At 52.9% G+C, this 22,511-nt stretch carries 19 protein-coding genes and 1 pseudogene; 5 read left to right on the top strand and 15 right to left on the bottom strand.

The genetic code is table 11. The features are described 5' to 3' along the window. Positions 1-3 precede the first annotated feature (3 nt). Both ilvN and INF30_RS01205 read right to left on the bottom strand, forming a co-directional pair. Complete coding sequence (gene ilvN, locus INF30_RS01210; protein ID WP_076777522.1) at positions 4-543, bottom strand: acetolactate synthase small subunit; 540 nt, start codon at positions 541-543, stop codon at positions 4-6. Positions 544-630: 87 nt separating this feature from the next. Next, entirely contained in the window at positions 631-2,421 is a 1,791-nt protein-coding gene (locus tag INF30_RS01205) for an ABC-F family ATP-binding cassette domain-containing protein (protein WP_226393976.1), read from the bottom strand. Positions 2,422-2,640: 219 nt separating this feature from the next. Here INF30_RS01205 and INF30_RS01200 point away from each other — a divergent pair, with 219 nt between their 5' ends. Continuing rightward, positions 2,641-3,522, top strand: coding sequence for a MerR family transcriptional regulator (locus tag INF30_RS01200; RefSeq protein WP_226393975.1), 882 nt, complete (start codon positions 2,641-2,643; stop codon positions 3,520-3,522). Here INF30_RS01200 and crcB read toward each other — a convergent pair. Together crcB and INF30_RS01190 are read right to left on the bottom strand one after the other, a co-directional pair. Then, positions 3,461-3,823 (bottom strand): fluoride efflux transporter CrcB, encoded by a 363-nt coding sequence (crcB, locus tag INF30_RS01195; protein WP_226394184.1) that lies wholly within the window; start codon positions 3,821-3,823, stop codon positions 3,461-3,463. The genes INF30_RS01200 and crcB overlap by 62 nt on opposite strands. Positions 3,824-3,966: 143 nt before the next feature. Beyond that, the gene (locus tag INF30_RS01190; protein ID WP_076777525.1) at positions 3,967-5,442 is read right to left on the bottom strand and encodes a carbon starvation CstA family protein; all 1,476 of its coding nucleotides are present in this window, start codon (positions 5,440-5,442) and stop codon (positions 3,967-3,969) included. Between the two features lie 208 nt (positions 5,443-5,650). On the opposite strand from INF30_RS01190, the gene INF30_RS01185 reads away from it, so the two are divergent. Beyond that, a complete protein-coding gene (locus INF30_RS01185) occupies positions 5,651-6,556 on the top strand; it encodes an AAA family ATPase (RefSeq protein WP_076777526.1) in 906 nt (301 codons plus the stop codon). 23 nt (positions 6,557-6,579) lie between these two features. Then, on the top strand, positions 6,580-8,346 hold the full coding sequence (locus INF30_RS01180) for a vWA domain-containing protein (RefSeq protein ID WP_226393974.1): 1,767 nt from the start codon (positions 6,580-6,582) through the stop codon (positions 8,344-8,346). Positions 8,347-8,406: 60 nt separating this feature from the next. On the opposite strand, the gene INF30_RS01175 is transcribed toward INF30_RS01180, so the two are convergent. From INF30_RS01175 to INF30_RS01165, 4 genes are all read right to left on the bottom strand, one after another. Beyond that, positions 8,407-9,531: a DUF362 domain-containing protein gene (locus INF30_RS01175; RefSeq protein WP_076780860.1), complete on the bottom strand. Its 1,125-nt coding sequence runs from the start codon at positions 9,529-9,531 to the stop codon at positions 8,407-8,409. A 50-nt stretch (positions 9,532-9,581) separates the two neighbouring features. Beyond that, positions 9,582-10,493 (bottom strand): EamA family transporter, encoded by a 912-nt coding sequence (locus INF30_RS01170; RefSeq protein WP_076777528.1) that lies wholly within the window; start codon positions 10,491-10,493, stop codon positions 9,582-9,584. A 110-nt stretch (positions 10,494-10,603) separates the two neighbouring features. Then, complete coding sequence (locus INF30_RS14585; RefSeq protein WP_264176825.1) at positions 10,604-10,735, bottom strand: hypothetical protein; 132 nt, start codon at positions 10,733-10,735, stop codon at positions 10,604-10,606. Positions 10,736-10,835: 100 nt separating this feature from the next. Then, positions 10,836-11,708: a DegV family protein gene (locus INF30_RS01165; RefSeq protein WP_226393973.1), complete on the bottom strand. Its 873-nt coding sequence runs from the start codon at positions 11,706-11,708 to the stop codon at positions 10,836-10,838. 185 nt (positions 11,709-11,893) lie between these two features. Here INF30_RS01165 and INF30_RS01160 point away from each other — a divergent pair, with 185 nt between their 5' ends. Beyond that, positions 11,894-13,240, top strand: a complete 1,347-nt coding sequence (locus tag INF30_RS01160) for a uracil-xanthine permease family protein (RefSeq protein ID WP_226393972.1) — start codon at positions 11,894-11,896, stop codon at positions 13,238-13,240. 84 nt (positions 13,241-13,324) lie between these two features. Here INF30_RS01160 and INF30_RS01155 read toward each other — a convergent pair whose 3' ends face one another. From INF30_RS01155 to INF30_RS01130, 6 genes and pseudogenes are all read right to left on the bottom strand, one after another. Next, positions 13,325-14,200: a YitT family protein gene (locus INF30_RS01155; protein ID WP_226393971.1), complete on the bottom strand. Its 876-nt coding sequence runs from the start codon at positions 14,198-14,200 to the stop codon at positions 13,325-13,327. Between the two features lie 169 nt (positions 14,201-14,369). Next, positions 14,370-14,987 carry a flavodoxin family protein gene (locus tag INF30_RS01150; RefSeq protein ID WP_076777532.1) on the bottom strand — a complete coding sequence of 206 codons (618 nt, stop codon included), beginning with the start codon at positions 14,985-14,987 and terminating at the stop codon, positions 14,370-14,372. Between the two features lie 21 nt (positions 14,988-15,008). Then, positions 15,009-16,904 (bottom strand): extracellular solute-binding protein, encoded by a 1,896-nt coding sequence (locus INF30_RS01145; protein WP_226393970.1) that lies wholly within the window; start codon positions 16,902-16,904, stop codon positions 15,009-15,011. Continuing rightward, the gene (locus INF30_RS01140) at positions 16,901-17,743 is read right to left on the bottom strand and encodes an ABC transporter permease (protein ID WP_226393969.1); all 843 of its coding nucleotides are present in this window, start codon (positions 17,741-17,743) and stop codon (positions 16,901-16,903) included. Before INF30_RS01140 ends, INF30_RS01145 begins: the two co-directional genes overlap by 4 nt. Before the next feature lie 489 nt (positions 17,744-18,232). Next, positions 18,233-19,321 (bottom strand): annotated as a pseudogene (locus INF30_RS14580) (ABC transporter ATP-binding protein); the annotation flags it as partial. A gap of 27 nt (positions 19,322-19,348) precedes the next feature. Next, the gene (locus tag INF30_RS01130) at positions 19,349-19,882 is read right to left on the bottom strand and encodes a helix-turn-helix domain-containing protein (protein WP_087172956.1); all 534 of its coding nucleotides are present in this window, start codon (positions 19,880-19,882) and stop codon (positions 19,349-19,351) included. A 214-nt stretch (positions 19,883-20,096) separates the two neighbouring features. On the opposite strand from INF30_RS01130, the gene pepT reads away from it, so the two are divergent. Next, the gene (gene pepT, locus INF30_RS01125; protein WP_226393968.1) at positions 20,097-21,320 is read left to right on the top strand and encodes a peptidase T; all 1,224 of its coding nucleotides are present in this window, start codon (positions 20,097-20,099) and stop codon (positions 21,318-21,320) included. A gap of 72 nt (positions 21,321-21,392) precedes the next feature. Here the strand turns inward: pepT and INF30_RS01120 are convergent, their stop codons facing one another. Next, on the bottom strand, positions 21,393-22,478 hold the full coding sequence (locus INF30_RS01120; protein WP_226393967.1) for a M24 family metallopeptidase: 1,086 nt from the start codon (positions 22,476-22,478) through the stop codon (positions 21,393-21,395). Between the last annotated feature and the right edge of the window lie 33 nt (positions 22,479-22,511).

The raw sequence follows: 22,511 nt of genomic DNA, 5'->3' as shown, positions 1-22,511 counted from the left end.
CAACTATGCCTCATCGTCCGCAGACCATGTCTTCTTCTGTCCGTCCTCGTCGATAAATGTAATATCTTTCATTCCGCGGGACAGCCCGGTGATACCTGTTCTTGCCAGCTCCAGGATCTCATATCCGTCCAGCAGATTTAAAAACGCCTCCAGCTTTGACTGGTTTCCGGTAAGCTCCAGCATCAGAGAACCTTTCTCAACATCCACGACTTTGGCCCGGAAAATGTCCGCCACAGAGATGATCTCCGCTCTCTGGGCTGCGTTGGCCCTCACTTTCACCATGATCAGTTCACGGTAAACGGACTCTCCTTCCTTCAGCACCTTGATCTCGATCACGTCCTCCAGCTTGCGTACCTGCTTCTCGATCTGGGAGAGGATCAGCTCATCTCCGCTGGCCACGATGGTGATCCGCGTAAATCTGGGATCCGCCGTCACGCCTGCCGTGATGCTGTCGATACTGTATCCCCTTCGGCTGAACAGGCCGGAAATACGGCTCAGTACACCTGGATTATTATCTACGAGCAATGAATATACTCTTTTCATACCTGCACCTCTTCTCTCTTGATTTTCAAAAACAGAGTGCGTTCTGTTTTTTAATAATAACAAGGATCCACACTTTTGTCAAGCGGTTTACCCCTGTTCCGCAATTTTTTCTGCCAGCTCTGTCAGATAGACCCATCTTTCCATTTTTTCATCCAGCTCTTCCTGCACCCTGTCCTTTTCCTCCATCAGCTCTTTCAGCTTCACAGAGTTTGTGGCATTGGCCATGATATCTGCATCCAGCTTCTCAATCTTTTCTTCCAGCGCCGCGATATCTTCATCGATGGTCTCATATTCTCTCTGTTCTTTGTAGGAGAATTTCAGCTTTGTACTCCGCGGCTTTTTCCAGTCTTTCTCCTTTCCAGCCTCAGCTTTTCTGTCGCTTCCGGCCCCTGCTTTCACATCCGGGACAGACTGGCCCCTGGCCTGGATATAGTCCGTATATCCGCCTTCATACTGTGTAAGCGTTCCATTGCCGGAGAACTCAAAAATCCGATCCGCCACATTGTCCAGGAAATACCGATCATGGGAGACGGTCACCACAATCCCCGTAAAAGAGGAAAGATAGTCTTCCAGGATCGTCATAGTAGGAATATCCAGATCATTGGTACACTCATCCAGCACAAGGAAATTGGGATTAGACTGCAGAATCCCCAGCAGATACAGCCTCTTTTTCTCCCCGCCGGACAGCTTTTCAACCGGGGAATACTGCATTTCCGGTGTGAAAAGGAAGCGCTCCAGCATCTGGGATGCAGTGATCCTGCCCTCTTTTGTCTGCACATATTCACCGATATCTTTCACATAGTCAATGACCCGCTGTTTTATATCCATCTGGGGCAGCTCCTGGGAAAAATAGGCAATGCGCACGGTCTCTCCCACTTCCACCTGGCCCTCATCCGGCTCCGTCTGCCCGGCAATGATCTTAAGAAGCGTAGATTTTCCGCAGCCGTTAGGTCCTACGATCCCCACTTTCTGGTTCTTGAGAAAAATATAGTCAAAATCACGGATGAGGATCTGCTCTCCGTATGCCTTGCTTACATGGTGGAGTTCCACGGTTTTCTTTCCCATTCTTGTCTCCACGGAATCAATCCGTGCCGTCTCTTCCGCCACAGGTCCTGTCTGATTTTTCAGCGCTTCCAGTCTCTCCAGTCTGGCTTTCTGCTTGGTGGTTCTGGCGCGGCACCCCCTCTTTGCCCACTCCAGCTCCATACGCAGCACGCTCCGGCGCTTTCTCTCAGAGGCAAGCTCCATCTCCTCACGGGCCGCTTTCTGCTCAAGGAAACCGGAATAGCCGGCCTCGTAGCTGAAGATCTTTCCGTCATCGATCTCCAGGATCCGGTTTGTCACCTTATCAAGGAAATACCGGTCGTGGGTCACCATCAGAATGGTCCCCCGGAAAGCTTTCAGATACTCCTCCAGCCAGCCTATCATCTCTTGGTCCAGATGGTTGGTAGGCTCATCCAGAAGAAGCACGTCAAAGGAATCGGCCAACACCTTTGCCATGGCCGTCCTCTTTTTCTGTCCCCCGGACAGGGTATCGATGCGGGCCTCCCAGTCTGTGATGCCCAGTTCATTTAAGTTACTCTGCACTTTCCAATCCACATTCGGATCCCCGGTGAAGGCCCAGGAGGACACAGTCTCCTCCTCTCCGAACTGCGGCGTCTGAGAAAGGTACGCCATGCGGATGCCGTTCTGTGTAATGATCTGTCCCTCATCCGGCGTCTCAAGACCTGCCACAAGTCTTAAAAGGGTGGTCTTACCGGTTCCGTTCAGTCCGATAATGCCTGTCTTCTCCCCCTCCTGCACACCACAAGAAGCGTCCTCAAAGATTGTTTTCCCGCCAAATATTTTGCTGATGTGTTCTATGTTGATGATATTCATAAGTAAAACCTCTCCATATATTTCCTGCCTCTGCAGGGCATCTTTAGGCGCACAAAAAACACTGCACCCGACGCTATTTTATCTAATTTCCCTTCTCCCTGCAAGTATCCGCAAAAAAGGCTGTCGGCCGTATAGATTTTTGTGTTTCCTATTGACTGTTCCCCGGGGGAACATGCTATAAAGGAAGCACAGAAACGTATGAAACCGGAGGATGACAGCATGAAAATCAAGGAAGCTGAGGAACGGACCGGGCTGACCCGCAAGGCCATCCGGTACTATGAAGAAAACGGGCTGATCCACCCGACCCAAAAAGAAAATGGATATAAAGATTACGACAGCGCAACGATCCAGCGCCTCCTGATCATAAAAAAGCTGCGCCTGCTGGATTTTTCCGTCACCGAAGTCCGCCTTTATCTGAGCGGCGGCGCTCCCTCCTCCATTCTGGAAGAAAAAATCCAGTGCAAACAAAAAGAACTGTCCAGGACAAGGCAGTCCCTCCGCCTTCTCCAAAAGCTGAAGAACGGCGCGGATCTGGCGCATCTGGATGTGGAAGGTCCCCTTCTTGGGGACACACTGGATCGGACACAGCGCATTCTATCCGGCAATCTTCTGTTCGCCCTTGCCAACCTGTGCTCTTTTCTGGTCATCACGGGCATCCTTATTTTTCAGGTGACACACAGCCCTGCCTTCACTCTGCCGCCACCGGTTCTCTTTCTACAGTGCTTTCTCACTGTCGTTCTGGGACTCTGGAAAACCCGGCTCAAGTCAAAGGCTCTTGAAAGAGGCGTCTTTCTTCGAATGATCATGCCCGCTGAAGCAGCCATGATGTTTCTGCTGTGCGCCTTTACCTTTGCCGTGGCCGGCCAGATGGTGCTGAGCCGGATCTGGCTGATCCACAGGGCGCTGGCACAGATGGACGGCAGCCCGTCCATGACCGCAGTCATTCTTCTCCAGGGCCTGTGCCTGCTCCTCTACGCAGCGCTGGATCTGACTATGGTTGTCCTGCCTTTCACTTCAGCCATGCGGACCCAGGCAGAATTTACCACCGGGAGGCAGCCCACATCCCGGCAGCCACGCCTGCAAGACAGAACACAACGCTGAGGAGCACATACAGCGCGGAAAGTCCCGTCTCACCCTTCTCCAGAAGCTGCCAGGCCTCCAGGGAGAAGGTGGAAAAGGTCGTAAATCCACCGCATACACCTGTCTTCAGAAACAGGATCAGCCCCTCCGGCGCCTGCCTTTTGGCAGCCGCCCCTGCGATCAGTCCGATGGCCAGGGCACCCAGTATATTCGTCACAAGCGTCAGCACCGGAAAGGTTCCCCGGTACGGCAGGAGGCTGACAGCGTACCTGAGCAGGGCTCCCACCGCCCCTCCAAGTCCCACAAAAACAAAACCTGTCATCTGCATATTCTTTAACCTCTTCTTACAATTTTACAATGCGTATTTACAGTGCGCACCATATCATTATAACACACCAAAGGACAGGGACCAAAACAGGTTCCTGTCCTTTATAAGTCTTAAAGTGTATATGGTTTTGTTAGAATTTACGCTTTCTGTGCTTTGCGCGCCGCACGTTTTTTGCCGTACCAGAGGATGAGGCCCACATAGGCAGCCGCCGCCACGATACCGATCACGTAGGCTGCGCCCCACGGTACATTGAAGCCAATCTTGGCATTGACAATGTATGTGATGGTGACAAACGCATACCATGCGCCCGGGATCAGAGGCATCCAGACAAATCTCGCTTTTCCGTTCTCAAACATCCAGACAGAGATGGCGATGAACGCGAACAGGGACAGGGTCTGGTTGGACCATGCAAAGTATCTCCACAGGATGTTGAATCCTTCCGCGTTGCTCTTCGCGAACACGAGGATCACAGCCACAAGGATAAAGATGACAGCAGCCAGTCCCAGACGTTTCTTCACATTCTTCTGGTCAATATGAAGGGCATCAGAAACCGCCATACGAAGGGAGCGGAGCGCCGTGTCGCCGGATGTGATGGGAAGCACGATAACACCCAGAAGGGCGATAACGCCGCCCACAGGTCCAAGGATATCCTTGCAGACAACGCCAATGGTAGCTGTAGCCAGTCCCGCGTCAGCAGCCTGCAGGCCCAGGTTGTAGACACCCATGGCGCCGGCAGCCCACACCATAGCGATGAAGCCCTCCAGGACCATCATGTTGTAGAATGTCATGCGTCCCTGACGCTCACTCTTCATTGTACGGGAGATGATGGCTGTCTGGGTGGAATGGAATCCAGACAGGATACCGCACGCAACCGTGATGAAGAAGATCGGGATAAAGTGGTTCGCGCTGAAGTAGTCACCATAGGATACAAGCGCGCCGTTCCAGCTGTCCCAGAGGTTGATCAGCGGATAGCCCTTCACGAAGAGGCCGATAAACACACCGATAGCAGAGAACAGAAGGATTGCTCCGAAAATCGGGTAGATGCGTCCAATGATCTTGTCAATGGGGAATACAGTAGCCACCAGATAGTAAACAAAGATCACACCGTAGATCACCCATGTGGATACGGATGTAGCTGATCCATCAAATCCGAATACCTGTGTAGCTGCGATATCGCCAGGTGTATAGATAAAAACAGCTCCTACCAGGAGAAGCAGCAGGCTGCAGAAAATCTGGTAGAACGTGTACACACCCTTATTGCTGTACCTGCGGATCATATCCGGCATCTGTGTTCCGCCGTCACGCAGACAGATCATACCGGAAAAATAATCGTGCATGGCACCGCCGATAATATTTCCGATAGGAATCGTAATAAACGCGATAGGTCCGAACAGAATACCCTGGATAGGTCCAAGGATAGGACCAGTACCTGCAATGTTCAGCAGGTTGATCAGACTGTTCTTCCACTCTCTCATGGGAACGTAATCAAGACCGTCCTGTTTTGTGTAGGCAGGAGTCTTCCTGTCATCAGGACCAAAAACATGCTCGCAAAATTTGCCGTACAGCGCAGCGCCGACGAACAAAATGGCGAGACCGATAATAAAAGTTGCCATATGTTTCCCTCCTTTTTCTCATTCCATATGTTACACTTTTATGCACCACTTTAGTGTAACAGCGTGAATTTCAAATGTAAATGAACTATTTTAATCAGCATACCTTGATCTTTTTTAATCTTTTTCGCAATATTCTGACTTATCTTCTCATTTTACGTGCCGGGTGCTATAATGTATCTGTCATTTTACGAGGAAGCGAGGAACCAATGTGCTGAAATTTTTAGAGGAAGAACAGATCGATCCGCGGGTCATTGAAGGGATCAGAGAATTCCGCCGCAGGTTTGTACCGGAGGCAGACGACACTGTGCTGCCCCGCTATTTTTATTACGGAAAAGAAGTCTGGGAACAGGCTGCCCAGGCTCTTCTTGCAGGGGAAAACCTGCTTCTTGCAGGGGCCAAAGCCACAGGAAAAAACGTACTGGCAGAAAATCTGGCCGCCGCTTTCGGCCGCCCGGTGTACAATGTGTCTCTTCATATCAACGCCGACGCCGCCTCCATGCTGGGAACTGACACATTTAAAGACGGGGAGGTGAGTTTCCGCCCCGGCCCGGTCTGCGAAGCTGCCACGGAGGGTGGTTTCTGCGTGCTGGACGAGATCAACATGGCCAGAAACGAAGCCCTGGCCGTGCTCCACTCTGTCCTGGACTTCCGCCGCAGCATCCAGATCCCCGGCTATCAGAAGATCCGGATACATCCGGCTTCCCGCTTCATCGCCACCATGAACTACGGATATGCGGGCACGAGGGAGCTCAACGAGGCACTCTCCTCCCGCTTCATGGTCCTTGCCATGCCGGAGATTGCAAAGGAGGATCTGTCCCGGCTTCTGGAAAAAGAATTTCCATCCATGAAGCCGGAGTATGTAAAGCAGTTCACTTCCCTGTTCATTGATATAAGGGATAAATGCAGAAGCGGGGAGCTGACGGAGAAAGTCCTGGATCTGCGGGGACTCACCGGAGCCCTGCGGATGATGGAGGGCGGCCTTGCCCCCTGCCAGGCGCTGGACATGGGCATCACAAACAAAACCGCCGATGATTACGAGCAGTCTCTTGTGCGGGACATCATCTCCTCCCGGATCTCCAGAAAGGCCGACAGGGATACCATCTTCACAGTGTAAAAGGAAGGCAGGATACATATATCATGGAAACAAAGAAGCTGCCCCGCCCGGAAAGGAGGGCGCTGAACATTATCTGGACCGCCGCCGGCGACTACTCTTTCACGCCCGCCTTTACAGCTTTCACCCAGGACGGAGAGCCGGATTTCTACATGAATTCCATCATCGGATATGTGCATAAATGGTATGACCCGGACATTATGAATGATCTCTTTGACCGCATCAGCAGCTCCGCTTTCAGCGAGACGCTGGACGGCCTTTTGTGGGTAGCTCTGGAAAACTGCGTCTACGAAAAGGAGGTGGCAGACCGCCCGGTCCTGACGGAGCTGCGGCGCCGTCACGCAGAAGAATTCTTCGCCTGCGAGCTGACACGTTCCCGTCAGCAGTGGATGGCCCAGAACAGCCTTGTCTACGCGCTGCAGGCTGCCCGGTGCCGCCTCGTGCTGGGAAAGGACATGGGCCTTGCCAATCCCTGGGAGCGCAGCCTTTTTCTGGCTCTTCAGTACGACGGCTCCCTGACAGCCCAGGAGATCGCGGACAGGACCATCCAGGTATTCCGCCGTTTCTTCCACGCCGGCTTCTCCTCCGGACCTGGCCGCCTTTCCATTCTCGGGAAAATGCGAAATAAAATGCACCAGTTCCTTCTGAAAAAACTGCCCTCCCGCCTGGTGCGCACAGACACCCTTCTCATGACCGGAACCGCCGCCGCAAATGGCCGGGTGGCGGAAGGACGCCGGGGCCTGGATGCCAGGCGCCGCAGTCCCGCGGCACAGAGGGCTGACCGGCTCTATATTGAAGGATGCTTTGGCAGACCGCTCCTGTCTGATGAAGAGCATCATCTGGTGGAAGATCTGCTCTGTACAGGCGCCCACGCGGACTCCCACCTCTATTTTACAGACGGAAAGCAGAGCCCTGCCCCCTCTCCGGATCCGGCCATCCAGAAAGTGCGCCGGGACGCCAGGGAGCAGATGCACAAAAACAAAGCCCACTTCCAGGGCAGATACCGGCTCTACAAGGGAAGCATCACCCGGCTTTCCCAGCAGATCCGGAACTGTCTCCTTGTCTACCCCCAGCCCATCCGTGTCCGCAGCCGCTCCGGAAGGCTCTATCCCTCCCAGATTTGGAGAGGGCTGTATCTGCATGATCCCCGGGTCTTCATGGACACGCTGAACGAGGCGGAGGCAGACTTTTCCGTGGATCTGATGCTGGATGCCTCCGCGTCGAGACTGGAAAGCCAGGAGATCATCGCCGCCCAGGGCTACGTCATAGCCAGAAGCCTGCAGCTCAACCGGATCCCGGTGCAGGTCTTTTCCTTTTTAAGCGTCCGGGGATGCACGGTTATGCAGAGGTTTGTGGACTATGACGGGACAGGCAAAGGCTGTGCGGAGCAGATTTTCCGATATTTCGCCGCTGGCTGGAACAGGGACGGACTTGCCCTTCGAGGCGCCGGCCATCTTATGGAGGGTTCCCCGGCAAAGAACCGGCTTCTTATCATTCTGACGGACGCCAGCCCCAACGATGACCGCCGCATTCCCCCGGATCCGGCCGCCAGAAGGCTTGTCAGCCAGGATTACTCCGGCCGCGCCGGCGTGAAGGATACCGCCGCCGAAGTCCGTGCTCTCCGCAAAAAGGGCGTGCACGTGTGCGGGATACTGACAGGGACAGACGGAGACACAAAAGCCGCCAGGGAAATCTTCGGCACCGAGTTTGTCCGCATAGAAAAGATGGAGCGCTTCAGCGAGGCCGCCGGCGTGCTCATACAAAGACAGATACAAAAGCTGACCATGCACTAGGGAATGGGATCCCGGACATGGCCAGCTTTTTTTCATGCTGAAACTCTTGTTCCAGACTCTTTATTTTACTTCAATTAGTTCATATTCCCGTGTGCCGATGCCGATCTTCTCCGCGTGAGCCAGGCAGGTCTCCCACTCGCTCTCCGGCGTGGTGTTGACAAAGTGGTCGTGGTGATCGCAGAAATCATGCTCGTGCATCCGGTCGTCAAGAAGGCTGCCCGGGATGGGCTGCTGTGCATTGCAGGCGTCCGCGCAGGCCTGGTCCAGGGCCACCGGATCAAAGCTTGCGAACATGCCCACATCCGGCAGGATGGGAAGATCATTCTCCGCATGGCAGTCACAGTACGGAGACACATCGATGACAAGATTGATGTGGAAGCTGGGTCTTCCGTCCAGCACCGCCTTGGAGTACTCGGCGATCTTCATGTCCAGATCTTTCACAGCTGAGCTGTTTTCATTGTAGATAGCGTCAAAGTTGCAGGCCCCCAGACACCGTCCGCAGCCCACACATTTACTGTGGTCAATGCTGGCCTTCTTCTCGTGGAAGGAGATGGCGCCGTGGGCGCAATTCTTTGAACAGACAGTGCAGCCCACGCAATGTTCCTGGTCCACGGTAGGTTTTCCGCTGTTGTGCTGCTCCATCTTTCCGGCCCGGCTGCCGCAGCCCATGCCGATATTCTTCAGCGCGCCGCCAAATCCGGTGGCCTCGTGCCCTTTGAAGTGGTTCAGACTGATAAAGACGTCCGCGTCCATGATGGCCCGGCCGATCTTGGCCTCCTTCACAAGTTCCCCGCCTTTCACGGGTACATAGGCCTCGTCTGTTCCTTTCAGACCGTCTGCAATGATGATGTGACAGCCTGTGGAGAGCATGTTGAACCCGTTCTCAAAGGCTGCACTCAAATGCTCCAGGGCATCCTTTCTTCTGCCCACGTACAGCGTGTTGCAGTCTGTAAGGAAGGGGCGCCCTCCCAGCTCTTTGATGACATCCGCCACAGCCTTGGCATAGTTGGGACGCAGGTAGGACAGATTGCCCGGCTCGCCAAAATGGATCTTGATGGCCGTCATTTTCTTCTCGAAATCAATGTCCCCGATGCCCGCCTTTCTGATAAGTTTCTGGAGCTTTCCGGGAAGGTTCGTTCCGGGAAGAGCCCGAAGGTCCGTGAAATACACTTTTGCTTTTTCCATGTCTTTCTCCTTTTTATTTATCATTTTTATTTATATCTTTTCAGCTAAGGTCAGGCCTTTTTAAGACCCGGCACAGACAGAAGCAGCACGGCTCCCAGGATGCAGACGATGCCCAGCACATCCATCCCGGCAAACACCACGTGCATCATAAGGGCTGAGGCTATGGTGGCTGTCACAGGCTCCACCGAGGCCAGCAGACTGGCCTTTGCCGCCCCGATCATGCGCACGCCCTCCATATAGAAGGAAAAGGACAGCACAGTCCCCAGCACGACGACCACTGCCATCGCTCCCACTGCCTCCAGATCCCAGTGCCCCACAACATACCAGGGATGGGTAAAAGCGGACAGGGCAATGCCTCCCACCAGCATTCCCCAGCCTATGACGCAGAATGTCCCGTACTTTTTCATCAGCTTTGCAGGAAGCAGGTTGTATACCGCCATCATCACCGCCGACATAAGTCCCCAGGCAAGGGCCTTTCCGGAAAGGGACATGGATCCCGGATTTCCGTGAGTCGCCAGAAGAAACGTCCCTGCCAGTGCCAGGACGAGAGCCGCGATCTCAAAGCCCCTGGGACGTCGCCTCATTCTGACAGCCTCATACCCGAGAATCAGGACAGGCGCTGTGTACTGCAGCACAGTGGCCGTCCCCGCGTTGGACAGTTCCACCGCCGTATAGTAGGAAAGCTGACACCCCGCCATACCCAGAATGCCAAAAAGAATCAGAGTGACGGCGTCTTTTCTGTCTGTCCAGATCTTCCAGAATGTAGCCCGCTGTTTCACAACCACGGTGGACAGAAGCAGGATGCCCGCCAGCACAAGACGCACGCTGACAAGCCACCTGGCATTGGTCCCCTTGTATTCAAATAGAAACTGCCCGAAGACGCCTGCCAGTCCCCAGAAAATGCCGCCGATCAGGGCGATAGCCATGCCCCGCAGCGCCTCTCTTCGCTCCATGTTCGTCATAATATCTGCCTCTTCATCTGTATTTTTTCAGAACAGAAAAATTCCCATATCTCCCTTTTTTCGGGGACTGATATGGGAATGCTTTCCTGCCTGCTATTGCGGCAACTGTTCTAGTGCACCGCAGCGTAAGGTTTTCTTTTGAAAACTTCCTTTGCCCTGGGGTCCACTTTTGACTCCATGGTATAGTAGGATCTCATCAGATCCGCTTTGATCCTCTTGCGGCTTCTTCTCTCTTTACGCATCTTTATCAACCTCGCTGTCTTAAAATTGTTGCTATAAGAAGAGTAGCATATCTTTGTCACAAAAGGATTAAGCCTTTGTCAAATCAAAGTAAAGCTTTCTTTATTTTACGGTTTTCCCATAAAAGATCAGCCCGACTACCCCGGGACCCGCGTGGGTGCCGATACTGGGGCTCACGTCGTTGATCACTACATTTTCAAATCCAAGTTCTTTTACATGCTCCTGCACGGCAAGGGCATCGTCTATACAGTCACCGTGGACAATGGCCACAGGCCTGTCCTTTCCGAAATGCTCTGTGTCCAGACACTGCTCCATTCTGGTCACAAGGGTTTTGAGAGCCTTTTTTCTGCCCCGCACAGTGCCGTCAGACTTCAGTTCCCCGGTGGCTGTCACCGTAAGGAGAGGTTTGATATTGATCATGCTTCCCACAACGGCTGTCGTCTTTGAGACACGCCCTCCCCGCTGCAGATGGTGAAGGTCGTCCACTGTAAAGCACACATTGACATGCGCTCTCTCCTCTGCCAGGATATCGTAGATCTCCTCCATGCTCCTGCCTTCCTCTTTAAGCTGCACTGCCCGCATCACGGACACGCCCTCTCCCAGGGAGGCATTGAGTGAGTCGAACACAAGGATCTTTCTTTCCGGATAGTCTTCCATCAGATCCCGGGCCGCCACCTGCACGTTCTGGCAGCTGCCGCTTAACGCGCTGGAAAACGCAATGTGAAGTATATCTTTTCCTTCTTTTAATATCTTCGTAAATTTCTCCCGTATCACTTCCGGATTGTTGGCCATGGATTTGGGAAGCTCTCCCTTCCGCATCGTCTCATAAAATTCCGACGGTTCCATCTTTATCTCGTCTCCGTACACCGTCTCCCCGAACATATAATACTGGGGTATGACAGGGATGCCATGCTGTACCAGAAATCCTTCCGGCACATCTGAGTTGGAGTCTGTTGTAATCACAAAATCTGCCATTCTATAATCCTCCTTGCAAAATACCGCTTTGCCCATTATATCGCATTGGGCAGGAATTTGCCAGTGATTTGATTTTCTTCTTTGCATTTTCTCTGTTTAGTGATAAAGTAATAAGGTAGTTTCCATGGCAGAATACGACATGGAGACAGAAGGTAAATCTAATTCATTATACTTAGGAGGAAATTATGTCTGCTTCAAATTCATCTGTCAGCAAAAAACATGCGTCTGTCTTTGAGCTGAGCGGTGTTCCGGCGTTCGGACAGGCTCTTCCCCTGGCACTGCAGCACGTAGTCGCCATGATCGTGGGCTGCGTCACTCCGTCCATCATTATCGCAGGAGTGGCCGGGATCAGCGACAGCGACCGCGTCATCCTCATACAGGCCGCACTGTTCTGCTCCGCCATCAGCACGCTTCTGCAGCTCTTCCCCTTTATTAAATTCGGGAACTTTCAGCTTGGAAGCGCTCTGCCTGTCATCATGGGTATCAGCTTTGCCTATGTGCCAAGCATGCAGGCCATCGCAGGCACGTACGACATTGCCACCATTCTGGGCGCCCAGGTAGTGGGCGGCGTCATTGCCATTATCGTTGGTCTTTTTATCCGAAAGATCCGCGTCCTGTTCCCGCCCCTTGTGACAGGAACTGTGGTCTTCACCATCGGTCTGTCTCTTTACCCCACAGCTGTCAACTACATGGCCGGCGGAACATCCAGCGAGACTTACGGTTCCTGGCAGAACTGGCTGGTAGCCTTCTTTACGCTGGCTGTCGTGACAGGGCTGAATCACTTCGCGAAAGGCTTTCTGAAACTGGCCTCCATCCTGATCGGTATTATAGCCGGCTACATCCTTGCCATTCCTTTCGGCCTTGTGGATCTGTCGGGTGTACAGTCCGCCGGATGGTTCCAGCTTCCCCAGCCCATGCATTTTTCCATGAGCTTTGAGCCCTCTGCCTGTGTGGCTATCGGTCTTCTCTTTGCCATCAACTCCATCCAGGCCATCGGAGATTTCTCCGCCACCACATCCGGAAGTATGAACCGCATGCCGGAGAACAAGGAACTCCAAGGCGGCATTGTCATGTACGGAATCAGCAACATCCTGTGCGCGTTCTTCGGAGGACTTCCCACAGCCACTTACAGCCAGAACGTAGGTATCGTCACCACCACCAAAGTCATCAACCGGTGCGTGCTGGGACTGGCAGCCATCATTCTGATGATCGCCGGCTTTGTGCCGAAGTTCTCCGGACTTCTGACCACCATCCCACAGTGCGTGCTGGGCGGCGCCACCATCTCCGTGTTCGCCTCCATCGCCATGACGGGTATCAAGCTGATCTTCCAGGAAGAGATGAACTTCCGCAACACGTCCATTGTGGGACTGTCCGTTGCGCTGGGCATGGGAATCACCCAGGCTTCCGGCTCCCTGGCAGCTTTCCCGGAGTGGGTAACGACTGTATTTGGAAGCTCACCGGTAGTGATTGCCACACTGATGGCTATTCTTCTGAACATCATACTGCCAAGGGAAGAGAAAAAAGAGAAATAAGCTCTTCCTCGCGGCATGGCAATCAGATTGCTTACAAGAAGAGGGTATCCCCCGGGTCACTTTCTGGCCCGGGGGATACCCTCTTTATTCAATATTTTCATCATCCAGTCTGTGAAAATCTCTGTTATTTCCAAATACGTGGATCAGCGGAAGGACCTTGATAAAGCACTCGTAGTTTCCCTCCTTGATGAATTCCCTGAGCTGCACATATTCCCTGGAATTGCAGACACAGCTCATCTGCACCTTCGGCTCCCTGGAATAGCCACCCATGGCATCGCTGTAGATCGTCACGCTTTTGTGGATCTTATTGATAACAAAATCCTCGATCTTTTCCATATCCTTTCCGATCATCTGCACATCGTACAACTTGGGCCCCAGATTGAACACTATGTAGTTCATACTGTTCACATATATGAGCTGCCCCGCAAAAGCGTAGGCCAGCTGGTCCAGGCTGAAAGCCAGCATCATAAATAGAAGGATGATGATCTCTTCAAAATAATAGATCTTTTTCAGCTCAGTGGATTTCCATATAGTCTTCTTCAGGATCTTGGCCACTGTGTCGTCCCCGCCGTAGGAAAAACCGATTCTGTAGGGAATGCCGATCCCCACGCCGTAGAGGACGCCAAAAGCCGCCAGGGCGATCAGCTTCTCCTCAAATATGATCTGCACATCCACAAAACTCAGCACCCACAGGACCATAGGGTACAGGATGGAAAGGATGATAATGTTGGATGCATCCTTTTTCCCCAGGGTCATCCAGGTAACGATCAGAATGAGAATAGTAATGGCGTAGTAGATCAGTGCATAATTGATCCCCGTGAAATGCTCAATGGTCATAGAAATACCTGTAATCCCAGGTGCTGCCAGGCCGTTGGGGATCATGATCCAGTTGGTGGCAATACTGCAGCACAGACACCCAAGGATCAGAAGAAATGCTCTAAAAACCGGTGATTTTTTCATGGTACTCTGCGCAGGACCCCCGCATCCTGCTTTCCTCCTCATCCGTAATGATATACCTTTCTTCCATGTTATTCTGAACCCTTCGCTTTGTCAAGGCAGGGGCTTTTTCATTTTAACACTTTCGACAAAATATGCACTTTCTTTGCTCTGGCACATTTGCCGGCGCCTGCTAACGCACAAAATTCGTGTGTATGCTCTCTTCTTTTTCCGGCAGTCCATACTTTTCCTTCCCAAGAGCAATGCTCTTCATAAGGAAAGACATATTGGCCGCAAGGGTCCGCATGGTCTGCAGCCCTTCTGCATCTTCCAGCGCCTCGCCCGGCATCTGGCCGTGGACACTGTTCCAGTACTGGCTGGAAGCCACCGGCATGCCACAGATGGTAAAATACTTGTTCAGCTCGTCAAAGGTGGCGGACAGGCCTCCTCTTCTGGCTACTACCACGCTGGCTCCCACTTTCATTCTCTTTTCAAAATGGGTGCTGTAGAACAGCCTGTCAAGGAAAGCGATGAGCGTGGCGTTGGCGGAAGCATAATACACAGGGCTTCCCACAACAAGGCCGTCGCACGCCTCGAATTTCGCCGCCGTCTCATTGACAAAGTCGTCAAAGACACATTTTCCTGTGTTGTGGCAGGAGCGGCAGGCGATGCATCCCCTTATATCCTTGTTTCCGATATGGAGGATCTCCGCCTCGATCCCTTCTGCGTCAAATACCTTCTTCATCTCTTCCAGAGCAACAGCCGTGTTGCCCTTTGCGTGAGGACTTCCATTGATCATTAATACCTTCATGCTGTCATGTTCCTCCTTTTTCTAACCTGCGTTGCTGGCGGCAATCTTCACACGGCTCCACAGGTCGCTGATGATCTTCTTTGTATTTTCATTGTACACAAACACTTCGTCGTTCTCATTGCCTGATCTGGGGATGTAGGCGTTGATACCCTCATAGTCGCCGCCCTCCCCGGACAGCACCTCCATAACCTCCTGGTTGGCGGAGGTGTAGCCCACGTAGCTGGAGTTGTCGTAGGCCCCGTCGTAGTCGCTGGCGAAGTTGATGAACGCGTGGGCCAGATCCGGATTTTTCGCGTTCTTGGGGATGACCATGGCATCGGACCAGAGGTTTGTGCCGGTCTCCGGCATATAGTAGCCCATGTCCTCATTCTCCGCCATGACATAGGTGGCGTCTCCGGAGTAGATCAGGCCAAGCGCCTTCCTTCCCTGTGCCATGTTGTCGATGATCTCATCTGTAACGATCTCCGTGTCCATGGTCTCCACACACTGTACCAGCCAGTCGTAGGCCTCCTGAAGCTCCGCCTCGTTCTCCGTGTTCATGGAATAACCAAGAGCTTTCAGCGCCATCATAAAGGAATCTCTCTCTGAGTCGTACAGGTACACATCTCCCTTGTACTTTTCATCCAGGAAAATGTTGTATCCTTCTCTCTTCAGATCCTCGATGTCCACCTTTGTCTTATCGTACACAATGCCCACTGTGCCCCAGAAATAGGGAACAGAATAGTCGTTGTCAGGATCATATGGCAGCCCCAGGACATCGCCGGAAAGCTTGTCAAAGCAGTCCAGCTTGGATTTGTCCAGCTTCTGCAGATATCCCTCCTGGATCAGCCGCTGGATCATGTAGTCGCTGGGTACAAGAAGGTCGTAGGACTCTCCGTTTGCCACCTTGATGTACATCTGCTCATTGGAGTCAAAGTTCTCCATGACCACAGTAGCCCCTGTGGCCTCCTCGAAATCACCGATGATATTTTCGCCGGTGTACTCACCCCAGTTGTAGATGTGCAGTGTCTGCCCCTCAAAAGGACGGTCTCCGCCGGCTCCCCCTCCTGCCCGGAAGGCAAAAAGTCCGACTACCAGGGCAAAGCAGACTGCCAGAACCGGCACCACCTTTCTCTTTCTGCCCATCTCCGCCTTCCTGCTTCTCTTTGCCGCAATGACAGGGGCAATGTTGATGATAAGGAGCACCACGGTGATGATCACCACCACCAGAGTGGACACCGCGTTGATGCTGGGATTGACGCGCTTGCTCATAGTGTAGACCACAATGCTCAGGTTCTTCACGCCCCGCCCTGTCACAAAGTAGGAGATGATGAAATCATCCACAGACATGGTGAAGGCGATCAGCGCGCCTGAGACGATGCCCGGGGTGATCTGGGGCACAATGACTTTTGTCAGCGCCTTGAACGGGGTGGCTCCCAGGTCCATGGCCGCGTCCGCCAGGTTGGGATCCAGGGATCGGATCTTTGGCATGACGGACAGCATGACATAAGGGATACAGAAAGCAATGTGGGCCAGCAGCATGGTCATGTAGCCCTTCTCCACATTGAATGTGATGAAAAGAAGCATAAAACCGATGGCTGTCACGATCTCCGGGTTCATCATGGGGAGATTGTTTACCTGCTCCATGACATTGCGCACAATCTTCCTTGAGCTGGAAAGTCCGATGGCCGCCACCGTACCCACCACTGTGGAAACCAGCGTTGCAATGATGGCCACGCTGAAGGTGGTGTAGAGGGCCGTCATCATGTCATTTGACTCCAGCATGTGCTGATACCATCGCAGGGAAAAACCTGTAAAGCTGGTCAGCGATTTTCCTTCGTTGAAGGAGAAGACGATCATGTAAAGGATGGGAAGATAGAAAAATGCGATCGCCAGGATCATCAGGATCTTCCCGAAAGGACGCCTGTTCTTTTTCATGCTCTCTCCCCCTTTCCTCCCTGGTTGCGAATCTCGATCTTGCGCACCGCCATCATCATCAGCATCATGATAATGGCCATGATCATGGATATGGCGCTTCCGAAGTTCCACTCACCTACTGTGATGAACTGGTTCTCGATCATATTTCCGATGAGGAAATACTGTCCTCCGCCCAGCAGCTTCGGGATAAAGAAGGAGCTGACTGCAGGCAGGAATACAAGCGTGATGCCGTTGATAACGCCGGGCAGGGAGAGAGGCAGGGTCACCCGCCTGAATGTCTGCACCGGGCTGGCCCCCAGATCCGCGCTGGCCTCCAGAAGGGAGTGGTCCATCTTGGACAGGGACGTCTGGATCTGCAGGATCATAAAAGGCAGGAAGTTGTAGACCATGCCAAGAAGCACAGACCCCTCCGTGTAGAGAAGCTCCATATCTCCCAGCCCGAAGATCCCCAGAATGCGCTGGATAAGACCTCCCTCGCTGAGAAGGCCGATCCAGGCGTAAGTACGCACAAGCATGTTGATCCACATGGGAATGGTGATGCACAGGATCAGCACATTCTGTACTTTCTCACTGCTCCTGGCGATAAAGTAAGCCACAGGATAGCCAAGGATCAGGCAGATAATGGTGGTCTTCACAGCGATCAAAAGGGAACGCCACAGGATCAGGAGGAAATCCGGATCCGTGAAGAACTTAATGTAGTGTTCCAGCGTAAAGGAAAAAGATATGATGCTGTTTCCCGGCTCCATGAAGGAGTACATGGCGATCAGCGCCATGGGAAGCACCAGCATCAGCGCGGCCCACACAATGTAGGGCACTGCCAGTGTTGAAAATCTTTTCATTTAAAATACCTCCCTGGACATGACATGGATATCCTCCGGGAAGAAGGTAAGACCCACCTCCTGTCCCTCTTCCGTGTAATCTGTCGTATGAATCTTGAACTCCCGGCCTGTTGTGGAGAAGGTGATCTGGTAGACGCCTTCTTTTACGTTCTCCGGCTCGAAATCATAGTCCACGCCAAGATCCACAGACTCATCCTCGTTGCTCAGCTTCCATCCCTGTGCGCCGGCCCAGGTCTTCAGATCTGTGTCAAGAGCCTGGGACTCTGTGATCTCGTCCACAGTCTTGAAGAAGTTGAAGGCCATGACACCCTCGTTTGCCTTCTCGTTCTTGACAAAGGGCTGGTCCACCACGTAGATGGTCTTCTCGATACTTGTTCCGCTGGATGTGGCAAAGGTAACCGGGTACTTTCCTTCTTCTTTCTCCAGACTGTACTCCACCTTTGCGATGGAAATATACTCGTCCGTCTCCGGATCCCATGCCTGGGCGTTGGACAGGGCGATGATCTCCTTGTCGTCCAGTGCCTCCACATCGTCGATATCCACATAGAAGTCGTTGGCGCTGATCATCTCTCTGCCGTCCTCGCTCTTTACATCCTGGTTCCTTATGACGCGCATGTTGACTGTCACGCTGGTACCGGGCACGGTCTCCACCATGATCTCATAGTGCACGCCCTTAAAGAGCACGCTCAACACCTCGCCTGTCATCTTGCCGTCCTTCACATCCACAATGTCGATATCCTCGGGACGGATGACCACGTCCACGGGTTCATTTTCCTTGAAGCCAAAATCCACACAGTCAAAGGTGATGTCGTCAAAGCGCACCTTGTAGTCCTCCGGCATGACTGCCGGGATGACGTTGCTCTCCCCGATAAAGTTGGCCACAAACCGGTTGGCAGGCTCATTGTAGATATCCTGGGGGCTTCCCACCTGCTGGATCTCTCCGTTCTTCATGACCACGATCTTGTCAGACATGGTCAGGGCCTCCTCCTGGTCGTGAGTGACGAAGATAAAGGTGATCCCTACCTCCTGCTGGATTCTTTTCAGCTCGTACTGCATCTCCTTTCGGAGCTTTAAGTCCAGGGCGGCCAGTGGCTCGTCAAGAAGCAGGACCTTGGGCTCGTTTACAAGGGCCCTGGCAATGGCCACCCTCTGCTGCTGTCCGCCGGACAGAAGGGTGGTATTCTTGTCCTCAAAGCCCTCCAGGCCGATGAGCTTCAACATCTTCATCACCTTCTGGTCGATGACGTCCTTGCTCATCTTCTTGATCTTCAGCCCAAAGGCGATATTTTCATACACACTCAGATGGGGGAAAAGGGCGTATTTCTGGAACACGGTGTTCAGCTCCCTCTCGTAGGGCGGCTTTTTGCTTATCTCCTCCCCGTCAAAGATGACAGAACCCTCGTCCGCATCCAGAAATCCTCCCAGGATGCGCAGCAGGGTAGTTTTTCCGCATCCGCTGGGCCCCAGCAGGGTGACAAATTCATTTTCGTATATATCAAGGTTGATCCCCTTCAGAACGATCTGTCCGTCAAAATTCTTTACAATATTGCGGAACTCTATCAGTTTTTTCTCTTCCATCTCACTTCTCCTTCCTGTAAGAACATGCTAAAACATGGGCGGCGTGGTGATCCAGAGCACTCTGGCATCACTGCTGCCGTGGTTGTACAGATAATGGCTTGTGGTCCCGTCCAGGTAGAAGGTCTCCTTCGCCTTCACCCTGTACTTCTTGCCTCCCTGTACAATGGTCACGCTCCCCTTGAGCACATATCCGAATTCCTGCCCCTGGTAGGCGGACATGACCTGGCTCTTTTTGCGCGGGTGCAGCGTCAGAATGATGGGTTCCATCTGGTTCTTCTGGGCATTGGGGACGATCCACTCGATGGTGCAGTCCTCCTGCTCATCCACAAAGAAATCCTCTGTCGGAAAGACGATCTGCTTTTCTTCCTCCTCCCGGAAAAATTCAGACAGACTGCTGCCCAGGGCTTCCAGAATATCCTCCAGAGTGGCAATGCTGGGGGTCGTCAGGTTCCTCTCCACCTGGGACAGAAATCCCTTTGTCAGCTCGCTCCTGGATGCCAGGTCTCCCAGGGTCAGGTCGTTCTGCAGACGAAGTTCTTTCAATTTTTTTCCAATATCCACCTGTGCGCCTCCTGTTTTCTAATACTATACTTTTCGTTAAAAATTAATGAACCTTCTCTATTATACATAGCTATGGCTAAAATGCAATAGCTTTTGACGAATTTTTATCTTTTCTGTTCGCCCTGTTTTGCCCGCTTGACGCCCCTGCATTCCAGAGCTAGAATAAAGAGGCAGCCTGCTGCTATGACACAGACAAGGAAAGGAAGGAAAGCTCATGAAAGCCTTTGAAAGACTCTTAAGATATGTGGTCATCCCCACCCCCAGCGACGAGGGCAGCGGCACATCCCCCTCCAGCGCCTGCCAGTTTGACCTGGCAAAGCTCCTGACAGAGGAGATGACGGCCCTTGGCATCCAGGACGTGCGCCTGGACGAGCACTGCTACGTGTACGGCCGCATCCCCGCCACGCCGGGGTATGAAAGCTGCCCCAGGATTGGGTTTATCGCCCACATGGACACAGTCAGCGACTACTGCAGCGCCCCCATCCGACCCGTTCTCCACGAGAACTATGACGGGAAGGATCTGCCCCTGGGCACAAGCGGGCGCACGCTTACTGTGAAGGATTTCCCCCACCTGCCGGACCTGGCGGGGCGCACCCTCATCAGCTCTGACGGAAATACGGTGCTGGGCGTGGACGACAAGGCCGGCATTGCCGAGATCCTCACCATGGCAGAGCGCCTGCAGGACGAGAGCATCCCCCACGGCGCCATCTGTATCGCCTTCACCCCGGACGAGGAGATCGGCGCCGGCACCTCCCGTTTCGACGTGGAGGGCTTTGGGGCGGACTACGCCTACACCCTGGACGGGGACACGGAAGGGGAGATCCAGTACGAGAACTTCAACGCCTGCAAGGCAGACTTTGAGATCACCGGCTTTGCGGTCCACCCCGGCTCCTCCAAGGACACCATGATCAACGCCTCCCTGGTGGCCATGGAGATCAACCAGCTGCTGCCCGGCATGGAGACTCCCAGAGGCACGGAGGACTACGAGGGCTTCTACCATCTCACGGGCATGTCCGGAGATGTGGCTTCCGCCCAGCTCCACTACATTGTCCGGGACCACGACGAGCACCTCTTTGAGGCGAGAAAGCGCACTCTCCGCCTGATCGAGAAAAACCTGAACGAGAAGTGGGGGCCGGGCACGGTCAGGCTCACCATCACGGACCAGTACAAAAATATGGCCAGCGTCATCGCGGACTGCATGCACCTCATCGAGAACGCCAGGAAGGCCTGCCAGCTTGCAGGCGTCACGCCCCGGGTCCTGCCCATCCGGGGCGGCACGGACGGGTGCCAGCTCAGCTTCATGGGACTGCCCTGTCCCAACCTGGGAACCGGCGGCCACGCCTACCACGGCCCCTACGAGCATACCACTGTGGAGGGCATGGACCAGGCTGTGGACATACTCATGGAGCTGGTGAAGCTGTACGGGCAGATGCGGTAGATTTGAGGAGGGACATGCAAAAGGAAAACCCCGGAGGTGTGCCAGACCTCCGGGGTTTTCCTTGCTCATTATTTAATCATTTCCTACAATTTGCAGGTCTTTTGGATATTTTGTCAACACTTCACAGCCATCTTCTGTCACTATGACGAGATCCTCGATCCTTACACCCACATCATCCTTTAAGTAGATACCTGGCTCGATAGAGAAACACATGCCCGGCTCAGCGATGAGATCACATGAAGCACTTGCCTCCGGCGGCTCATGAACGGTCATGCCAACGCCGTGACCTGTACGTGTGAGGAATTTGTCCCCATATCCGGCATCAGATATGACTTTCCTGGCAACCGCATCAATGTCAGACATTTTCACACCCGGCTTTACAAAATCTATTGCTGCCTGCTGAGCCTTTTTGACAATTTCGTATACCTTCCTGTGTTCTTCTGTGACAGATTTATAGAATACAGTCCTTGTCATATCGCACCAGTAATTATTGATCGGAGCCCACAGATCAAACAGAACGGCATCGCCTTCTTTTAACGTTTCTCCCGCAACCGCTCCGTGATGCGGCTCAGCCGCATTTTTCCCGTAGCAAACATATTGAAGCTGCATATCCTGCACAGCGCCATGCTCTTCAAAGAATTCCTCGATCATGTCGGAAAGCTGTTTTTCATCTAAAGCGGGATCAATATGGTTGATGGCAAACTCAACAGCCATATCATTTACCCGGGCCGCCTGCCTCAGAAGCTCTCTCTCCTTCTCGTCCTTCCTGGCCTTGCACCAGTCTACACAATCCGAGCCAATTACAGGAATGAGGTCATCTCTTTCCTGCAGAACAGAGATTGTATGCTTTGAGGCCCAGTTTTTGTCAAAACCTACTTTTCCCGGCTCCAGCTCCTTCGCTATAAGTGCATATGGATTTTCTCCATCCGCATAGTAATGCATTGTCATGCCGTCCATCGGATCAAAGCAGAACAGGTTATTCATAAAAGCATGTATTTCACCGTTGTCCTTGATCAAAATGGCTCCGCATCTTTCCATAGGATTTACGAAGCGTCCGGTCAGATAAAAAATAGACGGATCATCTCCCACCAGAATCTGTTTTAATCCCACTGTTTTCATGTTGCTGATTACATTCTGCACTCTCTGTTGATCTAACATTTTTCTTTCCTCCATTCCTTTCCAGATAAAAAG

This window comes from Claveliimonas monacensis (genome assembly GCF_014982975.1).
GTDB classification, from domain to species: domain Bacteria; phylum Bacillota; class Clostridia; order Lachnospirales; family Lachnospiraceae; genus Claveliimonas; species Claveliimonas monacensis.
The sequence above is the reverse complement of the archived record's forward strand: the minus strand, read 5'-3'. Positions and strand labels throughout refer to the sequence as shown.

Bases quoted from the DNA above. Each gene is read 5' to 3' on its own strand.
- ilvN (WP_076777522.1), bottom strand. From the start codon at position 543: ATGAAAAGAGTATATTCATTGCTCGTAGATAATAATCCAGGTGTACTG.
- INF30_RS01205 (WP_226393976.1), bottom strand. From the start codon at position 2,421: ATGAATATCATCAACATAGAACACATCAGCAAAATATTTGGCGGGAAA.
- INF30_RS01200 (WP_226393975.1), top strand. From the start codon at position 2,641: ATGAAAATCAAGGAAGCTGAGGAACGGACCGGGCTGACCCGCAAGGCC.
- crcB (WP_226394184.1), bottom strand. From the start codon at position 3,823: ATGACAGGTTTTGTTTTTGTGGGACTTGGAGGGGCGGTGGGAGCCCTG.
- INF30_RS01190 (WP_076777525.1), bottom strand. From the start codon at position 5,442: ATGGCAACTTTTATTATCGGTCTCGCCATTTTGTTCGTCGGCGCTGCG.
- INF30_RS01180 (WP_226393974.1), top strand. From the start codon at position 6,580: ATGGAAACAAAGAAGCTGCCCCGCCCGGAAAGGAGGGCGCTGAACATT.
- INF30_RS01175 (WP_076780860.1), bottom strand. From the start codon at position 9,531: ATGGAAAAAGCAAAAGTGTATTTCACGGACCTTCGGGCTCTTCCCGGA.
- INF30_RS01170 (WP_076777528.1), bottom strand. From the start codon at position 10,493: ATGACGAACATGGAGCGAAGAGAGGCGCTGCGGGGCATGGCTATCGCC.
- INF30_RS14585 (WP_264176825.1), bottom strand. From the start codon at position 10,735: ATGCGTAAAGAGAGAAGAAGCCGCAAGAGGATCAAAGCGGATCTGATG.
- INF30_RS01165 (WP_226393973.1), bottom strand. From the start codon at position 11,708: ATGGCAGATTTTGTGATTACAACAGACTCCAACTCAGATGTGCCGGAA.
- INF30_RS01160 (WP_226393972.1), top strand. From the start codon at position 11,894: ATGTCTGCTTCAAATTCATCTGTCAGCAAAAAACATGCGTCTGTCTTT.
- INF30_RS01155 (WP_226393971.1), bottom strand. From the start codon at position 14,200: ATGAAAAAATCACCGGTTTTTAGAGCATTTCTTCTGATCCTTGGGTGT.
- INF30_RS01150 (WP_076777532.1), bottom strand. From the start codon at position 14,987: ATGAAGGTATTAATGATCAATGGAAGTCCTCACGCAAAGGGCAACACG.
- INF30_RS01145 (WP_226393970.1), bottom strand. From the start codon at position 16,904: ATGAAAAAGAACAGGCGTCCTTTCGGGAAGATCCTGATGATCCTGGCG.
- INF30_RS01140 (WP_226393969.1), bottom strand. From the start codon at position 17,743: ATGAAAAGATTTTCAACACTGGCAGTGCCCTACATTGTGTGGGCCGCG.
- pepT (WP_226393968.1), top strand. From the start codon at position 20,097: ATGAAAGCCTTTGAAAGACTCTTAAGATATGTGGTCATCCCCACCCCC.
- INF30_RS01120 (WP_226393967.1), bottom strand. From the start codon at position 22,478: ATGTTAGATCAACAGAGAGTGCAGAATGTAATCAGCAACATGAAAACA.